Genomic DNA, 17,619 nt, shown 5'->3' on the forward strand with positions numbered 1-17,619 from the left:
TGAGAACCTGCACCTGCTGCCCAAAGAGGCGCAAGAAGCCATCCTCGAGTCGTTCGAGAACGACAAGCAGGAAAACGCCAAGAACCAGAACTACGACGACCGCGCCCGGCACCGCGACGAAGCCGACACCGCGTCGATCCCCACCCAACGCGGCTACTGAGACAACATGGCGCGTCACTGCCTGAGGCCACATAGCAAAGAGCCCGCTTTGGTGGGTAGATCGCTTACAGCCCTGGCGGTTTGGGGGTTTAACCAGCACAACCACGCGACTTTGCGTCAGCGGCGAGCCGCCATGACGTGGAACCCAGCGTTGAGCGTCGCAGCGATCGCTCCCTTGGTGCTTGCTTGTGCTGTCAGCGGCACGGCGCGGCGCGTGTCCCCGCCCACACCAGCTGTGCCCCGTGTGGCGATTACATCGGTGGCGGTTGTTGCAGCCGCCGGGAGTGAGTTGTCCGGACCAGCAGTGGTCGCCGTCGTGCGGGCGCCAGCCAGCCTACACATCGCGGCGGCCACCAAGTCGGCTCCGCCGCCAGCCACCGTTGTGAATTCGCCTAGTGCACTGGGTATTCCGTCGATGGCCCTGGCTGCTTACCGTAACGCCGAGCAAATGATGGCCATCTCCAGTCCTGACTGCGGGATTAGCTGGAATCTCTTGGCCGGTATAGGACGTATCGAGTCTGGACACGCCAATGGGGGTGCGACCGATGCCCGCGGTACCGCGGTCCGCCCGATCTATGGACCTGCGCTGGATGGCGCGCTGCCCGGAAACGAGGTGATCGTCCAAAGCAGTGTCGGCGGTCGAGTCAACTATTCGCGCGCGATAGGCCCGATGCAGTTTTTGCCCGGCACCTGGGCACGGTATGCCTCCGATGGCGACGGCGACGGCGTGGCCGATCCGCAGAACTTTTTCGACTCCACACTGGCCGCCGCGCGGTATCTATGCAGCGGCGGCCCGAACTTGCGAGACCAGTCGCAGGTGATGGCGGCAATCTTGCGCTACAACAACTCGATCCCGTACGCCCGCAATGTGCTGGGCTGGGCCGCGGCATACGCCACCGGCGTGGTCCCGGTCGATCTGCCACCGGTGACCGGGCCGGCGCCGCCGCTCGGTGACCTACATCTGGAGAATCCGGAGGGACTCGGTCCGGGACTGCCGCTCAACATCCACGGCCTGCCGCCCACCGACCCGCTGGCCCAGACGCCGCTAGTCGACTTTGGACCATCGGACATGCCCCCACAGCAACCGATCTGGCGGTCGCAGTCGCCGACCCCTGCGGCTCCCGGCTGCACAGTGATATGCATTGGCCCACAGGACCCGCCGCCGCAGCAGCAGCAGTCGCCGGCCCATCCGAACATGGACCCGCCAGCGCTTGCGCCGCCGGGTTGACGAGGCTCCGTTCGTCCAGTAGCTCGTCAATCAATCGGATAGTTTTCACGTGTGCTAGCTCCCCATGACCCGAATAAGGTCATGCGCGCTCGGCCGTCATATCCATCTCGATCCAGCCCTGGCACGGTCCGCTCGAGATGTCGGTGTGCATGACGCCGGCAAGTGCCCCGTTGGGTTGGGGCGTGTAGCGCACAGTGGATCGGGCCGGACTCCATTGAATCGTGGTGTCGGGCATCATGCAGTCCCACTGGAAATCGCTGACTTGCGTCCAGGACGATCCATCCCAGGTGAATTGCACCGGTTGCGGAACCGTCGGATTGCTCGGTGGCGGGCCGCTAATGATCGTGGCGATGCACTTTCCGCTTGTGCAGCTTGATCGGAATCCGTAGGTCTCGGTGCGCTGGCCCTCAGGGTCACCCACCGCCATGCTGGTCCCCGACTTTGGACCAACCATGAACGTGATCGCGTACTCGCCGTTCCAGGACGGGGTGTCGGCGGCGGCAATTGGGGGAAGCGACAGGGCGATCGTGAGCGGCGCGGTGCACAAACCGACGAGGCTGCTCAGATGGCCTGGGGCCATGGGTTTCTCCTCTCGGCCCGCAGCGGCTTTCGAACTAGGATGCGCCGCGACAACCGTGGATGCATACCCCCGGCCGCCATCGTTTGGCGCAAAATATCTCCCCCGCCGACCAAATGCGACGGGGGAGACATGGGCAAGCGGATTAGGTCGTGGCCGGGGCAGGGAGCGCACCCGGTGCGGGACCTGAGGTGCCCGGCTCACCCGGTGCCGGGGTCGCGGGCCCACCCGGCATCGAGCCAGGCATCGAAGCCGGCCCACTAGGCGTCGAAGCCCCCGGGACGTTCGACGTCCACATCAAAACGTCTTGCAGCCCGTCGTTGTAGACGACGCCGTTTGGTGGCGCGCCGGTCACGTCAAAGTACAGCGTGCCCTTCGATTCGCTGCCCTGGGTTATGGGCGCCGGGTTGAGGCCGTTGGGCACCTCGACGTTGTCGATCAGCTTGTAGGTTTGACCGTTGGGGCCCCGGGCGCTGAAGTCTCGCACCTGCGGTGTCACGACGCCGCCGTCCGACCGGGCAGTGATGTCTGCCTGGTAGAGCGTTCCCTTCGGCGTGAAGCCGGGGACCGCGATGGTGCTGGGCTGCAGGTTGCTCACTGTGTAGTTGGTTATCAGTGGCCCGTCGATCAGTGGTTCGGAGGTACCGAAGCCTTGAATGTTTGGCGCCGCCGAAGCGCTTCCTGCGACGGCAAGGCTCACCGCGGCAATCCCCGCGGCACCAATCGCCGTCTTCATTGTGGTGGTTGTGAACTTCACGATTGGCTCCTTCTTAGTTCCCGGTCGTCGAAGCGCACGCTCGTCGGCCGTGTGAGTACGCGCCGGGTTCGAATAGCCCACCGTCAGTAATTTCAAACTTGGATTCGCTGCGGAATGCCATGTCTGACGCGACTACCTGCGCAAACGAAGGAACACAATTCACGCCCGCGCCCGATTCGAGTTAACTTGTGCAACATGGGTATCACCTGCATTGGTGTCGCCGGCGACAAATTCAAAAAAGCCGACAGCACATTTATTACCCGGGACCTGTCACCATTGAGGCATGAACACCGCGATCGTGGTGATACTGATCTTGTTGGCCACCGGCATTGTGGTCGGTCCACTTCTTCGGCTGAGGGTGTGGCTGAAGAACTCGCCCCCCGGTCAAGAATTCCAACCACCCCGCGATGAAGGGTCCGAATAGCCACTACTCAGCAACTCACCTCGATCGTGAAAGGGGCTTTCATGGAAACGCGTGGATCGTTGAGCTGAGATCCTTCGGCGGTGCCCGTGATCGTGTAGGTGTCGTGCGCAAAGCGGATTTTCGCGTCACCGGCTCCGGAGTTTGAGACGCCGGAGAAGCCCACGAAATTGTCGAAGTGGACCGACTCGACCATGGGCTTGTCCGCATCCAGCTTGAGCAGTACCCGAACATTGGCAGGCGCGACGCTGATGTTCGCCGTCAGCAACCAGTCAACCTGGCTGCAGGTGACGGCGTGCGAGGTGCGGGTGTTGTTGTCGACGGTGATCCGGGCGGTCTTCTGCGTCACTTTGCCGTGCTGCGCAAAACATCCCGAACAGCATGCCGCCAGCAGTGAAGCGGTTATCGCCGCGCTGACAAGACGTCGTCCCACCGGGCACCTTCCAACGAACGCAGGTTTGGCTCGCACGCTTTTTCTATCAGCCTGCGTGCGTCCTCGGGAGTAAACGTGCCGAAGGGCTACCCGAGCGCTATTCGGCCCATCAGCAAGTCGATGATCGGTTTACCGGCTGCGAAGGTTCCGGTGTTCGACGAGTTGACGTGCCCGTAGTCGACGAGGAGGGTCACGCCGTTGATCCCGGCGGCGGCGTCGCTGTTGAGGAATGCCATCACGTTGCCCATCTGCTCGGGCGTGTGGACCGCGGCGCCGGTCGCCTCCCGGTAGTCCTGCGCGAAGGACAGCCACAGATCGGCGTTGGCCCGGGCCAGGGGAGTGTCGGTCGGACCCGGGCAGATCGCGTTGATGCGGACACCTTTGGCCAGGAAGGGAAATGCATGGGTCGCGACGTAGGCGTTGATCGCCTGCTTGCTGGTGCCGTAGTGCCCGAAGTTGTCCGCCTCGTGGGCTTTCACCCAGGCGTCTGCTGATTCGAAGTCAGGCGTCGCCAAGAACTCCTGCAGCCGAGGCAGATCGGTTTCCCAGCCGATTCCGGCCACCGAGGAGATGAAACAGACGGCCGAACCGCGGTTGAGTTGGCCGTTGTTCAACAGCCGCTCGATCACGTGCCGATGACCGATGAAGTTGATCTTCATCAGGTCCGGACCGTCGGCAATGCCGGCGGCGGAGAACAGCGCGTCCACGGGTCCACCGACCTGCTCGAGTGCACTGTCGATTGATGCCGGGTCGCGAAGGTCGACCTGGATCCCGCGGCCGAGCCCGGAATCGACCGGCGCGTAGTCCAAGTTGATGACCTCGGCTCCGAGGTCACCCACGATCTTGGCCGCAGCGGCACCCATGCCGGTGGCACCTCCGACTACCAACGCCCGCTTGCCGTCGTAGCGGAACTGCTCGATACCAGTCATTTCAGTCCTCTCTGGGGATGCCAACTGTAAGGCTCACGAGTACTCTACGTGGAACAGATATTTGGTACCGCGACGGGGTCACCCGCTGCGGTTCGGGACTGCGGTTGGCCCTCGAACACGCGATAAGGTTGTCAGATTGAAGCCGATGTGTCACGCGCGGCGGCGCCACGCACCAGGGTGTCACGAGCGTTGACCAGCGCCGCGTCCTTGCCCTGAGCCCGCACGATGTTTTCCGGTACCCACAGCACGTCCATGACGTAACGCGCGAGCATCGACAGCGAGGGCGAATCCTCGATGCGGATGTCGCCCGACTCGATGCCCTCCGACAACAGCGCCCTGAGCTGTCGCAACCGCATGGTGAATGCCAACCCGGGGTTTGGCGTGTCCGGCGGCGATTGGCGCATCCACGCGAGTTGGATCTTCCACTCGTCGGGGAACTGAGCCAGCGCGTTGATGTTGACCCAGCTGAGCGCGTCGAGTTTCTGCACCGGTGTGGCATCCGTGCGCAGAACGCTGGCGAAGCCGCCGCCGGCCTTCTTACCGAACGACTCCATGATCGAGGCGAGCAGTTCGTCTTTCGAGCCGATCAGACGGTAGACAGTCCCGGTCCCCAGGCCTGCCGCGGCAGCGATGTCACGGATCGTGGTGACCTCGTAGCCTTTTCTGCCGAACTCAGCTCGCGCCACGGCGCGAACGTGCATGGCCTTGTCGTTGCCGTCGGACTCGCTGTCGCCGGCCCAGGTTTTGATTGCCGCCTCGGCGGCGGCGAAAGCGCTGGAGCTGTTCAGTTCCCGATCGCTGTAGGGCCGACTGGCCAGGCCATGCAACATGATGCGGCACATGACGACCGCAGTCTGGTCGGCCGCGCCGGTGTGCCTGATGATGTCGAGTCCGACGTGCATCATGGTCTGGCAGATCCGGTCGGCAAGCGTGGGTAGGTCGATGTCGGATCGGATGAAGCCACTCCACCTGCCCGCGCGCAGCGTTTGCAGCATCGCCTGCTGTACGGCAGTCGGCGGGATTTGGAGCAGTTCGACGAGTTCCGGATTCGCGCTCGGGGCCTCGTAAAACGACATCTGCAGAGCCGCGCGATGCTGCACCGCGCAGCGCGCAATCGCGGATCCCAGTTCGACGATTTTGTCGGCGACGGAGCGCGGGTCGGCCTGGTCCAATTTTTCGTGGGCGATCTCTCCGATGCGGTCTAGGTCGATGTAGTACCGCCGGACCAGCTCGACGAGGATCGCTTCCTTCGATTCGAAGTGGTGATAAAGGCTTCCCGGCAAGATCCCCGCCGCCTCGGCGATCTCTTGCAGTGACGTCCGCAAGCCGGAGGAGGCAATCAACGACGCAGCGGTTTGCAGGATTTCGGTGCGACGAGTGCCGTCGTCGTAGGCACCCCCGCGATCATCTGCCAAGCCGGGGATGCGTTTGGCGGCACCCCGTCCCCGCGGTGTCATGCGAGAACGTCCGGCTTGTCCAGACCGGACCAACGAATCGGCATCGGGCAAGTCTAGGCGCGCAGAGCTCGAGGTGGCCGCAGCCTCGGATGGTTGCTGAAGCCTCATGACGCCTCCACAGGCCGGTCCTACGAGATCCGTGACCGAATATTTGGTCTAACGCTAGCAGGTTGCTGCTGCTGGGCAACGCAACTTGAACGGCGTGGGAGGGCGTTGCTAGGAGAAAACATTGGCGCCGAGGCGCTCGCACACCGCGAAGACCTCTTCGAAGATGGAGCCTGGCACGGTGAACGGCTCGGTCGCCGACACGTCGGACAGGTGCGCCGCGACATCGTCCGCCGTCGGGTTACTGTCCGGCTCGGCGAGCCAACCCTCGCCGAGGCCTACGAAGACCCGCGAAAAGCGCCCGGCGCAGGCCGAGTAGTTCTGATGAGTGAGCTCGCAGGCCTTACTGGCCAGGTATACAACGATTGGCACCACCAGCTCAGGCCGGATCAGTTTCAGAAAGCCAGTTTCTTCTAACGCCTTCGGATTACCGACCGTTTCAGTCACCATGCGCGAAAAGCCAAACGGGAGAACGGTGTTGGCTGATATGCCGTGCTCGGCACCTTCGATCGCGATGACATTCGCCAGCCCCACCAGGCCGGCCTTGGCCGCGGCGTAGTGGGCTTCCAGCGGCTGTCCGAACATTCCCCCGGACGAGGAGATGAAGACGAATCGGCCGTAGCCCGCTGCCTTCATCGCACGGTACGCGGGCTGACTCAGGTAGAACCCGCCGTCCAGGTGAACGCTGAGCATTCGCCGCCAGTCCTCTTTCGAGAGTTCATCGAAAGGCACGCTGTTGAAAATGCCCGCGTTGCTCACCACCGCATCGAGACGACCGAAGCGCTCGATCGCGGTGTGCACGATCGCTTCTCCGCCCTCAGGGCTATCCACCGAATCATGCGAGGCCACCGCGACACCGCCGGCGCGCTCGATCTCGTCGGCGACCGCGTCGGCGACGCTGGTATCCGCGCCATCGCCATGCATGGAGCCGCCGAGATCGTTGACCACCACCGCGGCCCCGCGACGCGCCAACTCCATCGCGTACAGCCGGCCCAGGCCGCGGCCGGCGCCGGTGACGATGGCCACCTGGTCGGTGAAGTCAATCATGGCTGCTCCCTAATCGTTTCAGTGACTTATCGACTTGGCGAACTGTGTGCCCAGCTGCACGAGGTAGCGGTCGTACCCACCGAGAAATCCGCTCCAGCTCAGCAGGCGCTTGAGATATAGGTGGGCGTCGTGCTCCCAGGTGTAGCCGATTCCGCCGAAGACCTGGATGGCTGTATCACCCACGGCAGCCAGCCGGCCGGCAAAAGCCTTGGTGCGCATTGCGGCTGCATGCCGCTCCGCCGGGTTGCCGGCATCGGCGGCCCACAGGGCGTGGATCACACCGCTACGGGCGAGCTCCACTGTCTCGTACATGTCGACGCACAGGTGCTGGACCGCCTGAAACGCGCCGATGGGCTGGCCGAATTGGCGTCGTACTTTGGCGTATTCGACGACGAGGTTCAGGATTGCCCGGGCCGCACCGAGCGCGTCGGCCGCCCACGCGATGATCACGTCATCGACGAGCGCCTCGACGGCGTCGGGCGGTGCGGCGGCGAGCCGTTGCGCGGGCGCATTGTCAAATGTGAGGCGAAACTGTTTGCGGGTCTGGTCGATTCCGTTCTGTGCGGCGATGTCGATGCCGGGCGCTGACGTCTGGGCCGCGAAAAGTGCTGTGCCGTCGTGATCGTCGGCCAGGACGAGTATCACGTCGGCGGCGGCGACATCCCACACGCTGTCGATCTCGCCGTGCAGCGCGATGCTGTCGCCGAGGCCGACTGCGCTCGGGCGAGCGCCGGCGAGCGGACCCACCGTGGCAATCGTTGAGCCGTTTGCGATCCCGGTGAAAAGTGCGGCTGCCACGCGTGGGTCGACCCCGCATCGCGTCAGCGCCCGGGTTGCGGCGACGGCGGTCGACAGCCATGGTCCGGGATGTAGTCCGGCGCCGAGTTCTTCGAGCACGATGCCGGCCTCGACCATCGTCATGCCGGCGCCGTCGTATTCCGGCGGCACCAGCAGGCCGATGGTGCCCAGGTCAGCGAGCCCCCGCCAGACCACATCGGTCGTACCGGTCGCGTCGTCGAGCAGGGGTCGGACATGCCCGGCGATCGAGGCCTTTTCGGCGAGAAAGCTTCGCACGGTGTCGCGCAACGCGATCTGCTCGTCGGTCAGCTCGAGGTTCATGGGCGCGGCAACCCGAGGACGCGTTGGGCGGTGATGTTCTTGTTGATCTGCGTCGTCCCGCCCGCGATGGTCAGCGCGCGTGAGGTCAAGCGGTAATCGGCCCATCGACGACCGTCGGGATGAGACCCGAGCAGATCGAAGGCCAACGCGGCGATATCCTGGCCGACCTCACCCCAGATCGTCTTGGCGAGACTTGCGGACCCGAACGCGTCGCTGCCGTGCAAAATCGCAGAGATCGAGCGCTGGCACAGCACCTCGAGATACTTTATGCGCAAAGCGATTTCGCCGAGGCGCCGCAGCGTGGTGGGGTCTTCGAGCACGGGCCGGTTGCCGATCCGGACGTCCGCGAGGTCGGTGACCAGTTCCGCGAGCCGCACCTGCATCTCGGTATACAGGCGTGCCGCGCCGGCCCGCTCGTGACTCAGCGTCGTGGTTGCGATCCGCCAGCCGCCGTTCTCGGGCCCGAGCAGAGCATCGACCGGCACCTGCACGTCGTTGAAGAACACCTCGGCGAATTCGGCCTCGCCACTGAGCGTGACAAGGGGCCGAACTTCGATGCCCGGCAACGACATGTCGAGAATCAGGCAGGAGATGCCCTTGTGCTTCGGCGCATCGGTGTCGGTGCGCACATACAGCTGGCACCAGTTGGCCCGGTGTCCCAGCGAGGTCCAGATCTTCTGGCCGTTGACGACGTAATCGTCGCCGTCGCGCACTGCGCGGGTGCGCAGCGAGGCGAGGTCGGAGCCGGCCTCGGGTTCCGACATTCCCTGGCACCAAATGTCGTCCGCGCGCATCATCCGAGGAAGCAGCGTGCGTTTTTGGTCTTCGGTTCCGTGCTGCATGATCGCGGGCGCGATGTTGTTCATCCCGATCACATTGAGAGGGACCGGCACCCGCGCGCGGGTGGTCTCCTCTGCGTAGACCAGCTGTTCGAGCACGGTAGCTCCGCGCCCGCCGTACTCCTGTGGCCAGGAGACGGCGCCCCAGCCGGCGTCGGCCATCGTCGCGTTCCATGCCCGAAGCGTCTGGAACGCGGCTTCGTCCTTACCCCGCCGACGGCCGGCGACCACCACGTCGTCGGTCAGGTTCGCGGCCAGCCACGCACGCAACTCCTCGCGGACCTGTTCCACCTCTGGTGGGTATGAGAAATCCACGTTTCCTGTTGACTTCGGGCGATTGACGGCGGGCAATGCCGAACTCTACGGTGGAACAGATATTTGGTCAACAAGCCTCGGTGAGAGGAAGACGGACTCGTTGACGAGTGAGGGTTGCCAACCGGCTGCGTTCCAGTAAGGCTCTCCATAGTATTCTGCGTCCCGGTGCTGTGCTCAGCGTCCCGTCAACGAAGGAGCGACAAACATGACTGACACTGTAAAGGTCCGCTTCGAGCCGAAGATGATGATCGACGGCAAGTTGGTCGACGGTCAGGCCGGCACCTTCACCAACATCAACCCGGCCACCGAGGAGGCTCTCGGCGAGGTCGCCGATGCCTCGAAAGAGGACATGCACCGGGCCATCGACGCCGCCCGGCGGGCCTTCGACGACACCCATTGGTCGACCAACCACAAGTTGCGTCAGCGCTGCCTCCTGCAATTGCACGACGCGATCGAGTCGGAGAAGGAGGAGCTGCGTGAGGAGCTCATTCTCGAGGTTGGCTCCCCCCGGGCGATCACGTTCGGTCCCCAGCTGGACGCGCCGCTGGAAGACGGTCTGAAGTACCCGGCCAGGTTGATCGACGAGTATGCGTGGGAAACCGACTTGGGCGACAAGGTCATCAGCCTCACCGGCACGTTGACCACCCGCAAGGTCTGGCGGGAGCCCGTCGGCGTGGTCGGCGCGATTGTGCCGTGGAACTTCCCGTTCGAGGTGACGATCAACAAGCTCGGGCAGGCGCTGGGCACCGGCAACACGGTCGTGCTCAAGCCGGCGCCGAACACGCCGTTCAACGCGACCCGGCTGGGGCGGCTCATCGCCGAAAAGACCGACATCCCAGCCGGTGTCGTCAATGTCGTCACCGCCTCGGATCACTTTGTCGGTGAAGAGTTGACGCTGTCACCCAAGGTCGACCTGATCTCGTTCACCGGCTCGACGGTGGTCGGCAAGCGGATCATGGAAAAGGGCGCGGCCACCATGAAGCGGCTTTTCCTGGAACTCGGCGGCAAGTCGGCCACCATCGTCTTGGAGGACGCCGACTTCGGACTGGCGTGTGCGATCGGCATCGCGCCGTGTATGCACGCCGGGCAGGGCTGCGCCAACCCGACCCGGATGCTGCTGCCACGGTCTCGCTACGACGAAGGCGTGGCGATTCTTAAAAGCATCTACGAGAACATCACGTGTGGCGACCCACAGGATCCCGGCACGCTGTGCGGCCCGCTGATCTCGGAACGGCAGTTCGAGCGGGTGACGGGCTACATCAAGAAGGGCGTGGAAGAAGGCGCCACGGCACTGGTCGGCGGCCCCGGCGCCGCCACCGGTTTCGACAAGGGATATTTCGTCCGGCCAACGCTTTTCACCGATGTCGACAACAAGATGACGATCGCCCAGGAGGAAATCTTCGGCCCGGTGCTGGCCGTCATCCCGTTCGATGACGAAGAAGACGCGATCCGCATCGCCAACGACAGCCCGTACGGGTTGGCCGGCAACGTGATGTCGGGTTCCCTCGAGCATTCGCTGGCGGTAGCCCGTCGCATCAAAGCCGGCTTCATGGGCGTCAACGGCGGCGCGCCCTACGGCGCCGACACACCGTTCGGCGGATACAAGGACAGCGGCGTCGGTCGCCAGAATGGCGTGGCCGGTTTCGACCAGTACACCGAGATCAAATCGGTGGGGTATCCCGCCGGCTGACGTTCCTGCGGCAATTCGGCCTGTCAGCGGGCTACCTTTGTCCCGTGACCGATGCCGGGCAAGCACAGCGGGAGATCGGCCGCAACATGGCGTTCCGCTATGCCGCGGGTCTCGCCGGCGGTTACTTGCTCGGCACCGCCGATGCCGCCGCGATCGTCATCCCGTTGCGCGGTCAGTTCGCCGGTGACGCCAGGGCGTATTTCGCGCCGACCAGCCTGATCACCGCGACGGTCATCGTCGTGCTCGGGACCGTTGCCGTCGCCGTCGCCGGTATCGCGAATCTCGTTCCGGTGCTGCGGTGGTTCGTTACTCAACAACAACCGAATTCCCGGCAGCGCCAATCGGCGATGCGTCTGCTCGTGCGGCAGTCGATAATCCTGGCGGTGGTGTGGGCGGTCAGCGGCATTACCTACCTGGTGCTGAATCTCGACGGCCTTGCGGCCCTTTGGGTCCCGACTCTGTTGGCGGTCGTGTTCGGCGGGAGCGCAGCCGCGAGCCTCAGTCTCCTGCTGACCCAGCGATCCCTTCGGCCCATCATGTTGGCGGCCACACAGGGGACCGAAGGCCTGGTGGTCGCGCCCAGCGTGCTCACCCGACTTGTGGGCATGTGGCTGTTGGGAAGTGGTCTGCCATCCTTGGCGATCGCCGGTCTGGTGTTGGCGCGCTCGAACGGCTGGATCATTCAGAACACCGGGTCGGTCGAGATGCCGATCCTGGTGGTGACGCTTGTCGCGATTCTGATCGGGCTCCCGGTGATGATCATGACTTCGCGTTCGATCTCGGATCCGGTGCGCGAGGTCGTCGACGCGATGGCGCAGGTCGAGCGAGGCAGGATCGACACCTTCGTCGGCGTCTACGAGAAGTCTGAAATCGGCCGCCTGCAAGACGGATTCAATCGCATGGTCGCCGGAATCGGCGAACGCGACCGGTTACGCGATCTGTTCGGCCGCCACGTCGGGGCCGACGTGGCCCGTCGCGCGATCGAAGAGGGCACCTCACTCTCCGGTGATGTACGCGAGGCGGCAATCCTTTTCATCGATCTGGTCGGCTCCACGACGTTGACGGCGAGCAGGCCGCCGCAGGAGGTCGCCACAGTTCTCAACGACTTTTTTCGCATCGTCGTCAGCGCCGTTGACGACCACCATGGGCTGATCAACAAATTCCAGGGTGACGCCGCGCTGGCGGTCTTCGGGGCGCCGCTGGCTTCGGACGGGTCCGCGTCAGCCGCACTGGCGACCGCCCGAAGACTACGTGACCAACTGCGACGACTGCCGCTGGTCGACTTCGGAATTGGTGTTTCGGCAGGGCCGGTGTTCGCGGGGAACATCGGCGCTGAAAACCGCTACGAGTACACCGTCGTCGGCGACGCGGTTAACGAGGCGGCGCGGCTGGCTGACTTCGCTAAAACTCTGGATCAACGGATCGTGTGTTCGGCTGCCGCAATCGAGCGCGCCGACACAGCCGAGCGCGGGCACTGGGCCTCGCATGGTGACACCGCGTTACGGGGCCGCTCCGAGTCCACTCAAATCTGGACCCCTGCGGCTGGCAGCTAAGAATCGTGCCGCGTGCCAAACGGCGCTGAGCTGGGCGCCGGGCCATGCGACTCAATGGTCGTGGATGATGACGCCGCGAATGTTGCGGCCCGCCAGCATATCGTCGTAGGCCTCGTTGATGTCGTTGAGTTTGTACTCGGCGGTCACCGTCTCGTCGAGCAAAAGCTTGCCCTCGCGGTAGAGGCTCAGCAGTCGATGAATGTCGGCGCGCGGGTTGGCCTCGCCGTAAAGACTGCCCAGCAGCCGTTTTTGAAAAAGCGTGAACATCGCCATCGGGAGGGTCGGCGTCACGTCGGTGATCGATGCCAGCGCCGTCAGCACCACGGCACCGCCCTTGCGGACGATCTCCAGCGCCTCACCGATCATATGGCCCTCGGCAACCCCAACAGTCAGCACGGCCGAGTCGGCCATCACACCATGCGTCAAGTCGCCGACCAAAGCGGTGGCCTCAGCCATAGAAGTGGCGAAATGAGTTGCTCCGAATACAAAGGCCTTGTCCCGTTTGCTATCTGCGATATCGACCACCACAATCTTTTCCGCCCCTGCCAGCCGCGCACCCTGGATGGCGCCGCTACCGATGCCGCCGCAGCCGATCACCACGACGGTGTCGCCCGGGCTGACCTTGGCGGTGTTGACTGCTGATCCCCACCCGGTGGTGACCCCACAGCCAAGCAGGCAGGCACGCGACAGCGGAAGGTCATCGTCGATCTTGACGATCGAGGTTTCGGGCACGGTGCCGTACTGGGCGAAAGTGCCCAAAAAGCATGCGGCGCCCACATCGCGGTCCCGGGACCGACGTCGATACGTCCCATCGAGCTGGGTGCCGGCCAGTAGCATCGCGCCCTGGTCGCACAGATTCTGATGGCCGCTTGCGCACCAACGGCAGCGCCCGCACGCCGGAAGGAAAGACGCCACCACATGGTCGCCGGCCTTCACGTCCCGCACGCCGGGGCCGACCTCTTGCACGATGCCGGCCCCCTCATGCCCACCGACGATGGGCAGCGGAACGGGAAGGTCGCCGGTGCGGACATGATGATCTGAGTGGCAGAGCCCGGCGGCCTCGAACGACACCAGGACCTCGCCGTCCTGCGGGCCGTCAAGGTCCACGTCCTCGACGCTCCATTCCGCGTTGAACTCCCACAGAACCGCGGCATTCATCTTCATGGTGATCACCCCTGCAGCGAGACAAGTGGAGCGAGTCTAGGACGGGCCAGACGCGCGACGGGGGTATTCGGACATTTGTGTGCGGTGAGACGAGGGAGCCGTATGACTTACAGTTTTGACGTGCTCCCCGCCATGTATGGCGTGGATTCCCGTGGCGGCTTAGGCCGCTGTTGGGGTGCTTCCTGTTTCAACACCCAGTGCCGCAACAGGTTGCGGGCTTACACGGGCTCCACAGGCGTTTAATCTCTCTGCCCGCCCGGCAGCGAGAATGACCTTGGCGGCGTTGTGGTCGCGATCGTGGACCACCTGGCAAGCGGGGCACGTCCACTGCCGGATCTGCAGTGGCAGCTCGGGCAGTCGGTGCCCGCACGTCGAGCAGGTTTTGCTCGACGCCAACCACCGCGACACCTTGGTGACGGTGCGCCCGTAGCGGTCGGCCTTCTCGCCGATGATCCGCACGAACTGCCCCCAGCCGGCATCTGAAATCGCCCGCGCGAGCCGACGGTTTTTGACCATCCCCACGATGTTGAGCTCTTCGACGTGGATCACTTGGTTCTCGCGAACCAACGCCAAAGCCTGCTTGTGTTGATAGTCCCGCCGAGCGCGGGCCACCTCGTTGTGTGCGACCGCGACCTTGCGGCGCGTCTTGTCCCTGTTGTTCGATCCTTTCTGCCGGCGGGACTTCTCCCGCTCCAACCGGCGCAGTTTGCGGCCCAAATGCTTCGGATTGGCGATATCTGATCGCCCGCCATCACTGGCGGCGACCGTGGCCAGCCGGGTGATCCCGACATCGACGCCGGTCTCCCGCTCCAACACCGGCAACGGTGATGGAGCCACCTCGACAACGAAGCTGGCGTAGAAGTGACCGTCGGGTTCCCGAATGATCGTGACGCTCGAGGGTTGCGATGGTAGGTCACGAGACCAGCGCACCCGCACCTCGCCCACCTTGGCCACAAACAGTCGACCGCCCTCGCGCACAGAGAATCCGTTGCGGCTGAGCCGGAACGACTGTCGGTGATCCTTACGGGATTTCATGCGTGGGCGCCCCACCTTGGGGCCCTTGCGTTTCCCGGTGGCCGAGTCGAGGAAGTTGCGCCAGGCGCGGCGGGAATCGTTGACCGACTGCACCAACGCCACACTGGGCACCTCAGCCAGCCACCCGCGTTGCTCAGTGGCCTTGGCCACGGTGATCACTTGGCGCTGGATCTGGCTGTCGGACAGTTTGATCCCGGCCCGATAAGCCTCATCACGGACCCGCAGCGCGTCGTTGAACACCACCCGGGCGCACCCGAACACCCGCGCCAGCATCGCCTGCTGAGTCGGTGTCGGTTCGATGCGGTACCGGTAGCGCATCTGCATGCCCCGACTTTAAGGCCCACCTATGACAACCCAGACCCATCGCCGCGCCCGACATAGCCTGTCGTTGCTACACGCACACCTGGTGTTCGTGACGACCGGCGGCGGTATTCACCGACGCGATGCTCACTTAGTGCGAACACACCATGCGCGCCGCGTGCGCCGATCTCGACGCCGGGCTGGTCAGAGGTCAACGGTGAAACCGACCACCTGCACCTACTCGTCGCCTACCCACCCAAACTCGCGATCTGCACACTCGTCCAGCGACTCAAAGGCCGTACCGCTTACGCGGTACGACGCGAATACACCGCTGGTCACCGTCCTATTTCGCCGTCTCCCGCGGCGCACCGCTGTCGATCATCAAGCCATCCAGGGACAATCCCGACCCCTATAAACGCCGGGCTGCAACCGACGATGGACGGGATAGGCTCACCCCGGACTGAAGTCCGAGGCTTGCGCCCAAGAATTCGGTCATTCCTCACTGCGCGAAAGGGGCGAGCATCGCAATGCCCATTCCCCGATATCCCGACGACATCACCGTCGAGTGGCTTTCCACCGTCCTGAGCAATAGCGGCGCACCGGTGCGGTTGTCCGGCGTCGACGTGATCGCCATCGGTACCGGGCAGACCGGAGCGACATATCGGGTCGCGGCGACGTACACCGGTGATGCGGGCAGCCTGCCCGACACCTTCGTGATCAAACTGCCCGCCCAGGACGACACCGTGCGTGACCGCGTGACCATCGGCTACCGCAGCGAGTGCGCCTTCTACACCGGGGTGGCCGATCGGGTGCGGGTGCCCATCCCGCAGTGCTTCTATTGCGAGATCAGCGAGGACGCGCTGGACTACGCGCTGCTGCTGGCCGACCAGGCTCCGGCTGTGCAGGGCGATCAGATCGCAGGTTGCGGCGAGCAAGAGGCGCGACTGGTCGTGACGGCGTTGGCCGGACTGCACGGGCCCAGTTGGTGTGATCCCATCTGGCTGGACTTCCCCGGGATCGCCTTCGCCCGACCGGACGAAGCGTCGGCCGGCGGTCTGGGCGAGGTGGCGCGCATGAGTGCCGAGATCACGGTGGACAAGCTCGGTGACCGAATGAGCGCCGCCGATAAGGAAACCTTCACCACCGCAATGGGTTTGGTGACCCCCTGGTTGCTCGCCGAGAGGGACCGGTTCGCACTGTTGCACGGCGACTACCGGCTCGACAATTTGTTGTTCTCTCCCGACGCCGACGGCGTGACGGTAGTGGATTGGCAGACGCTCGGAGTAGGCCTGCCCGCGCGCGATCTCGCGTACTTCACCGCGACCAGCCTCAAGCCAGAGCTGCGTGCGTCGATCGAACACGACCTTGTCGACGAATACCACCGCGCTCTTTCCGGCTACGGAGTCACCGGCTACGACCGCGAAACCTGTTGGCGGGATTACCGACTCGGCATGACCCAAGCCCTGTTGATCTCGGCGCTGGGGTTCGCGTTCGCTACGGCCACCGATCGCGGCGACGACATGGTGCTCACCATGTTGGCCCGGGGCTGCCAGGCAATCCGCGAGCTGGGCACGTTGGATCTCGTCGACGAATACGCGTCAGGCGAAGCGCCGCCGTCATAGAGGCGAATCAGTATTGCGTGGAACCTTGATCGATCGGAATCGCTGCCGCGGTGATGTTTCGCGATTCCTCGCTGGCCAGCCAACACACCGCATCGGCGATATCCTCGGGCTCGGCAACCCAATTCGGCAGAAACGGTGTGAGGGTGTTCGCCAAGTGCGGACTGGTCGCGGTGAAGTTTGCCAAGGCGCCGACCATGTCGCCGCCGCCCATTGCAGTGTTGACCGGCCCGGGGTGCACGCTGTTAACCCGAATCGAATGAGTGCCCAGTTCGGCCGCGAACGCGCGAGCCATGCCGGTGACGGCGTGCTTGCTGGCGGTGTAGTGCACCATGAACGGCTGCATTTTCATGCCGGCTGCGGAGCTGATCAAAATGATTGACCCGCCGCGACCACCGTCGATGATCTTCTGCGCGCCGGCCATCACCGTGTTCCACGTTCCAGTCACGTTGACGTCCATAACGTCCCGGAACGATTCGGGGGTGATCTCGTTCCAGGCCTGCGGCGCCGTGATGCCGGCATTGGCGACGATGATGTCCAGCCGCCCGAGCGCAGCCACGCCGTTCTCCACCGCCTGGCGCAGACCGTCAAAATCGCGAATATCGGTGGCCGAAGCCATGATTTGGCGGCCAGCGGCCTCGACGAGTCGAACGGTTTCGGACAGATCCTCCGGTGTTGCCGAGTCGTAACGGACACAAGATGGAAGCTTGCCCGCGATGTCGACCGCGATGATGTCGGCGCCTTCGCGGGCCATCCGGACGGCGTGCGCGCGGCCCTGGCCCCGTGCTGCCCCGGTGATGAATGCCACCTTGCCCGTTAGCCGGCCGGTCATGTGCGCTCCGTATCGTAAAGGTCACTGTAATGGGGACGAC

General features: G+C 64.2%; 16 protein-coding genes and 1 pseudogene. 6 read left to right on the plus strand and 11 right to left on the minus strand.

Going from position 1 to position 17,619, the window contains the following annotated elements; translation table 11 throughout:
• The first annotated feature begins 292 nt into the window (after positions 1-292).
• The gene (locus VGG53_RS12130; RefSeq protein WP_414688953.1) at positions 293-1,387 is read left to right on the plus strand and encodes a lytic transglycosylase domain-containing protein; all 1,095 of its coding nucleotides are present in this window, start codon (positions 293-295) and stop codon (positions 1,385-1,387) included.
• Positions 1,388-1,466: 79 nt separating this feature from the next.
• Here the strand turns inward: VGG53_RS12130 and VGG53_RS12135 are convergent, their stop codons facing one another.
• Complete coding sequence (locus tag VGG53_RS12135; RefSeq protein WP_331518306.1) at positions 1,467-1,967, minus strand: hypothetical protein; 501 nt, start codon at positions 1,965-1,967, stop codon at positions 1,467-1,469.
• Positions 1,968-2,109: 142 nt separating this feature from the next.
• A complete protein-coding gene (locus VGG53_RS12140; protein ID WP_414688954.1) occupies positions 2,110-2,721 on the minus strand; it encodes an MPT63 family protein in 612 nt (203 codons plus the stop codon).
• Between the two features lie 283 nt (positions 2,722-3,004).
• Here VGG53_RS12140 and VGG53_RS12145 point away from each other — a divergent pair, with 283 nt between their 5' ends.
• Entirely contained in the window at positions 3,005-3,145 is a 141-nt protein-coding gene (locus VGG53_RS12145) for a hypothetical protein (protein WP_331518307.1), read from the plus strand.
• A 7-nt stretch (positions 3,146-3,152) separates the two neighbouring features.
• Here VGG53_RS12145 and VGG53_RS12150 read toward each other — a convergent pair whose 3' ends face one another.
• The 6 genes from VGG53_RS12150 to VGG53_RS12175 all read right to left on the minus strand — a co-directional run bounded on the left by VGG53_RS12150 (position 3,153) and on the right by VGG53_RS12175 (position 9,386).
• A complete protein-coding gene (locus VGG53_RS12150) occupies positions 3,153-3,575 on the minus strand; it encodes a lipoprotein LpqH (protein ID WP_331518308.1) in 423 nt (140 codons plus the stop codon).
• 86 nt (positions 3,576-3,661) lie between these two features.
• A complete protein-coding gene (locus tag VGG53_RS12155; RefSeq protein ID WP_331518309.1) occupies positions 3,662-4,504 on the minus strand; it encodes an SDR family oxidoreductase in 843 nt (280 codons plus the stop codon).
• A gap of 131 nt (positions 4,505-4,635) precedes the next feature.
• The gene (locus VGG53_RS12160) at positions 4,636-5,961 is read right to left on the minus strand and encodes a TetR/AcrR family transcriptional regulator (RefSeq protein WP_331518310.1); all 1,326 of its coding nucleotides are present in this window, start codon (positions 5,959-5,961) and stop codon (positions 4,636-4,638) included.
• Positions 5,962-6,177: 216 nt separating this feature from the next.
• A complete protein-coding gene (locus tag VGG53_RS12165; protein WP_331518311.1) occupies positions 6,178-7,113 on the minus strand; it encodes an SDR family NAD(P)-dependent oxidoreductase in 936 nt (311 codons plus the stop codon).
• A gap of 18 nt (positions 7,114-7,131) precedes the next feature.
• A complete protein-coding gene (locus VGG53_RS12170) occupies positions 7,132-8,232 on the minus strand; it encodes an acyl-CoA dehydrogenase family protein (RefSeq protein ID WP_331518312.1) in 1,101 nt (366 codons plus the stop codon).
• Complete coding sequence (locus VGG53_RS12175) at positions 8,229-9,386, minus strand: acyl-CoA dehydrogenase family protein (RefSeq protein ID WP_331518313.1); 1,158 nt, start codon at positions 9,384-9,386, stop codon at positions 8,229-8,231. Before VGG53_RS12175 ends, VGG53_RS12170 begins: the two co-directional genes overlap by 4 nt.
• Positions 9,387-9,591: 205 nt before the next feature.
• On the opposite strand from VGG53_RS12175, the gene VGG53_RS12180 reads away from it, so the two are divergent.
• Both VGG53_RS12180 and VGG53_RS12185 read left to right on the plus strand, forming a co-directional pair.
• Positions 9,592-11,076: an aldehyde dehydrogenase family protein gene (locus VGG53_RS12180; protein ID WP_331518314.1), complete on the plus strand. Its 1,485-nt coding sequence runs from the start codon at positions 9,592-9,594 to the stop codon at positions 11,074-11,076.
• Positions 11,077-11,162: 86 nt separating this feature from the next.
• Positions 11,163-12,629, plus strand: a complete 1,467-nt coding sequence (locus VGG53_RS12185; protein WP_331518320.1) for an adenylate/guanylate cyclase domain-containing protein — start codon at positions 11,163-11,165, stop codon at positions 12,627-12,629.
• Positions 12,630-12,680: 51 nt separating this feature from the next.
• Here the strand turns inward: VGG53_RS12185 and VGG53_RS12190 are convergent, their stop codons facing one another.
• Both VGG53_RS12190 and VGG53_RS12195 read right to left on the minus strand, forming a co-directional pair.
• Positions 12,681-13,793 (minus strand): NDMA-dependent alcohol dehydrogenase, encoded by a 1,113-nt coding sequence (locus VGG53_RS12190; protein WP_331518315.1) that lies wholly within the window; start codon positions 13,791-13,793, stop codon positions 12,681-12,683.
• A 159-nt stretch (positions 13,794-13,952) separates the two neighbouring features.
• Positions 13,953-15,152 (minus strand): RNA-guided endonuclease TnpB family protein, encoded by a 1,200-nt coding sequence (locus tag VGG53_RS12195; protein WP_331518316.1) that lies wholly within the window; start codon positions 15,150-15,152, stop codon positions 13,953-13,955.
• Positions 15,153-15,174: 22 nt separating this feature from the next.
• On the opposite strand from VGG53_RS12195, the pseudogene tnpA reads away from it, so the two are divergent.
• Together tnpA and VGG53_RS12205 are read left to right on the plus strand one after the other, a co-directional pair.
• Positions 15,175-15,592 (plus strand): annotated as a pseudogene (gene tnpA, locus VGG53_RS12200) (IS200/IS605 family transposase).
• A gap of 63 nt (positions 15,593-15,655) precedes the next feature.
• Positions 15,656-16,750: a phosphotransferase family protein gene (locus VGG53_RS12205; RefSeq protein WP_331518317.1), complete on the plus strand. Its 1,095-nt coding sequence runs from the start codon at positions 15,656-15,658 to the stop codon at positions 16,748-16,750.
• Between the two features lie 7 nt (positions 16,751-16,757).
• On the opposite strand, the gene VGG53_RS12210 is transcribed toward VGG53_RS12205, so the two are convergent.
• Positions 16,758-17,579: a mycofactocin-coupled SDR family oxidoreductase gene (locus VGG53_RS12210; RefSeq protein ID WP_331518318.1), complete on the minus strand. Its 822-nt coding sequence runs from the start codon at positions 17,577-17,579 to the stop codon at positions 16,758-16,760.
• Positions 17,580-17,619 lie beyond the last annotated feature (40 nt).

The organism is Mycobacterium sp., from assembly GCF_036490025.1.
Lineage (GTDB): Bacteria > Actinomycetota > Actinomycetes > Mycobacteriales > Mycobacteriaceae > Mycobacterium.

Bases quoted from the DNA above. Each gene is read 5' to 3' on its own strand.
- VGG53_RS12130 (WP_414688953.1), top strand. From the start codon at position 293: ATGACGTGGAACCCAGCGTTGAGCGTCGCAGCGATCGCTCCCTTGGTG.
- VGG53_RS12135 (WP_331518306.1), bottom strand. From the start codon at position 1,967: ATGGCCCCAGGCCATCTGAGCAGCCTCGTCGGTTTGTGCACCGCGCCG.
- VGG53_RS12145 (WP_331518307.1), top strand. From the start codon at position 3,005: ATGAACACCGCGATCGTGGTGATACTGATCTTGTTGGCCACCGGCATT.
- VGG53_RS12155 (WP_331518309.1), bottom strand. From the start codon at position 4,504: ATGACTGGTATCGAGCAGTTCCGCTACGACGGCAAGCGGGCGTTGGTA.
- VGG53_RS12160 (WP_331518310.1), bottom strand. From the start codon at position 5,961: ATGACACCGCGGGGACGGGGTGCCGCCAAACGCATCCCCGGCTTGGCA.
- VGG53_RS12165 (WP_331518311.1), bottom strand. From the start codon at position 7,113: ATGATTGACTTCACCGACCAGGTGGCCATCGTCACCGGCGCCGGCCGC.
- VGG53_RS12170 (WP_331518312.1), bottom strand. From the start codon at position 8,232: ATGAACCTCGAGCTGACCGACGAGCAGATCGCGTTGCGCGACACCGTG.
- VGG53_RS12180 (WP_331518314.1), top strand. From the start codon at position 9,592: ATGACTGACACTGTAAAGGTCCGCTTCGAGCCGAAGATGATGATCGAC.
- VGG53_RS12185 (WP_331518320.1), top strand. From the start codon at position 11,163: ATGGCGTTCCGCTATGCCGCGGGTCTCGCCGGCGGTTACTTGCTCGGC.
- VGG53_RS12190 (WP_331518315.1), bottom strand. From the start codon at position 13,793: ATGAAGATGAATGCCGCGGTTCTGTGGGAGTTCAACGCGGAATGGAGC.
- VGG53_RS12195 (WP_331518316.1), bottom strand. From the start codon at position 15,152: ATGCAGATGCGCTACCGGTACCGCATCGAACCGACACCGACTCAGCAG.
- VGG53_RS12205 (WP_331518317.1), top strand. From the start codon at position 15,656: ATGCCCATTCCCCGATATCCCGACGACATCACCGTCGAGTGGCTTTCC.
- VGG53_RS12210 (WP_331518318.1), bottom strand. From the start codon at position 17,579: ATGACCGGCCGGCTAACGGGCAAGGTGGCATTCATCACCGGGGCAGCA.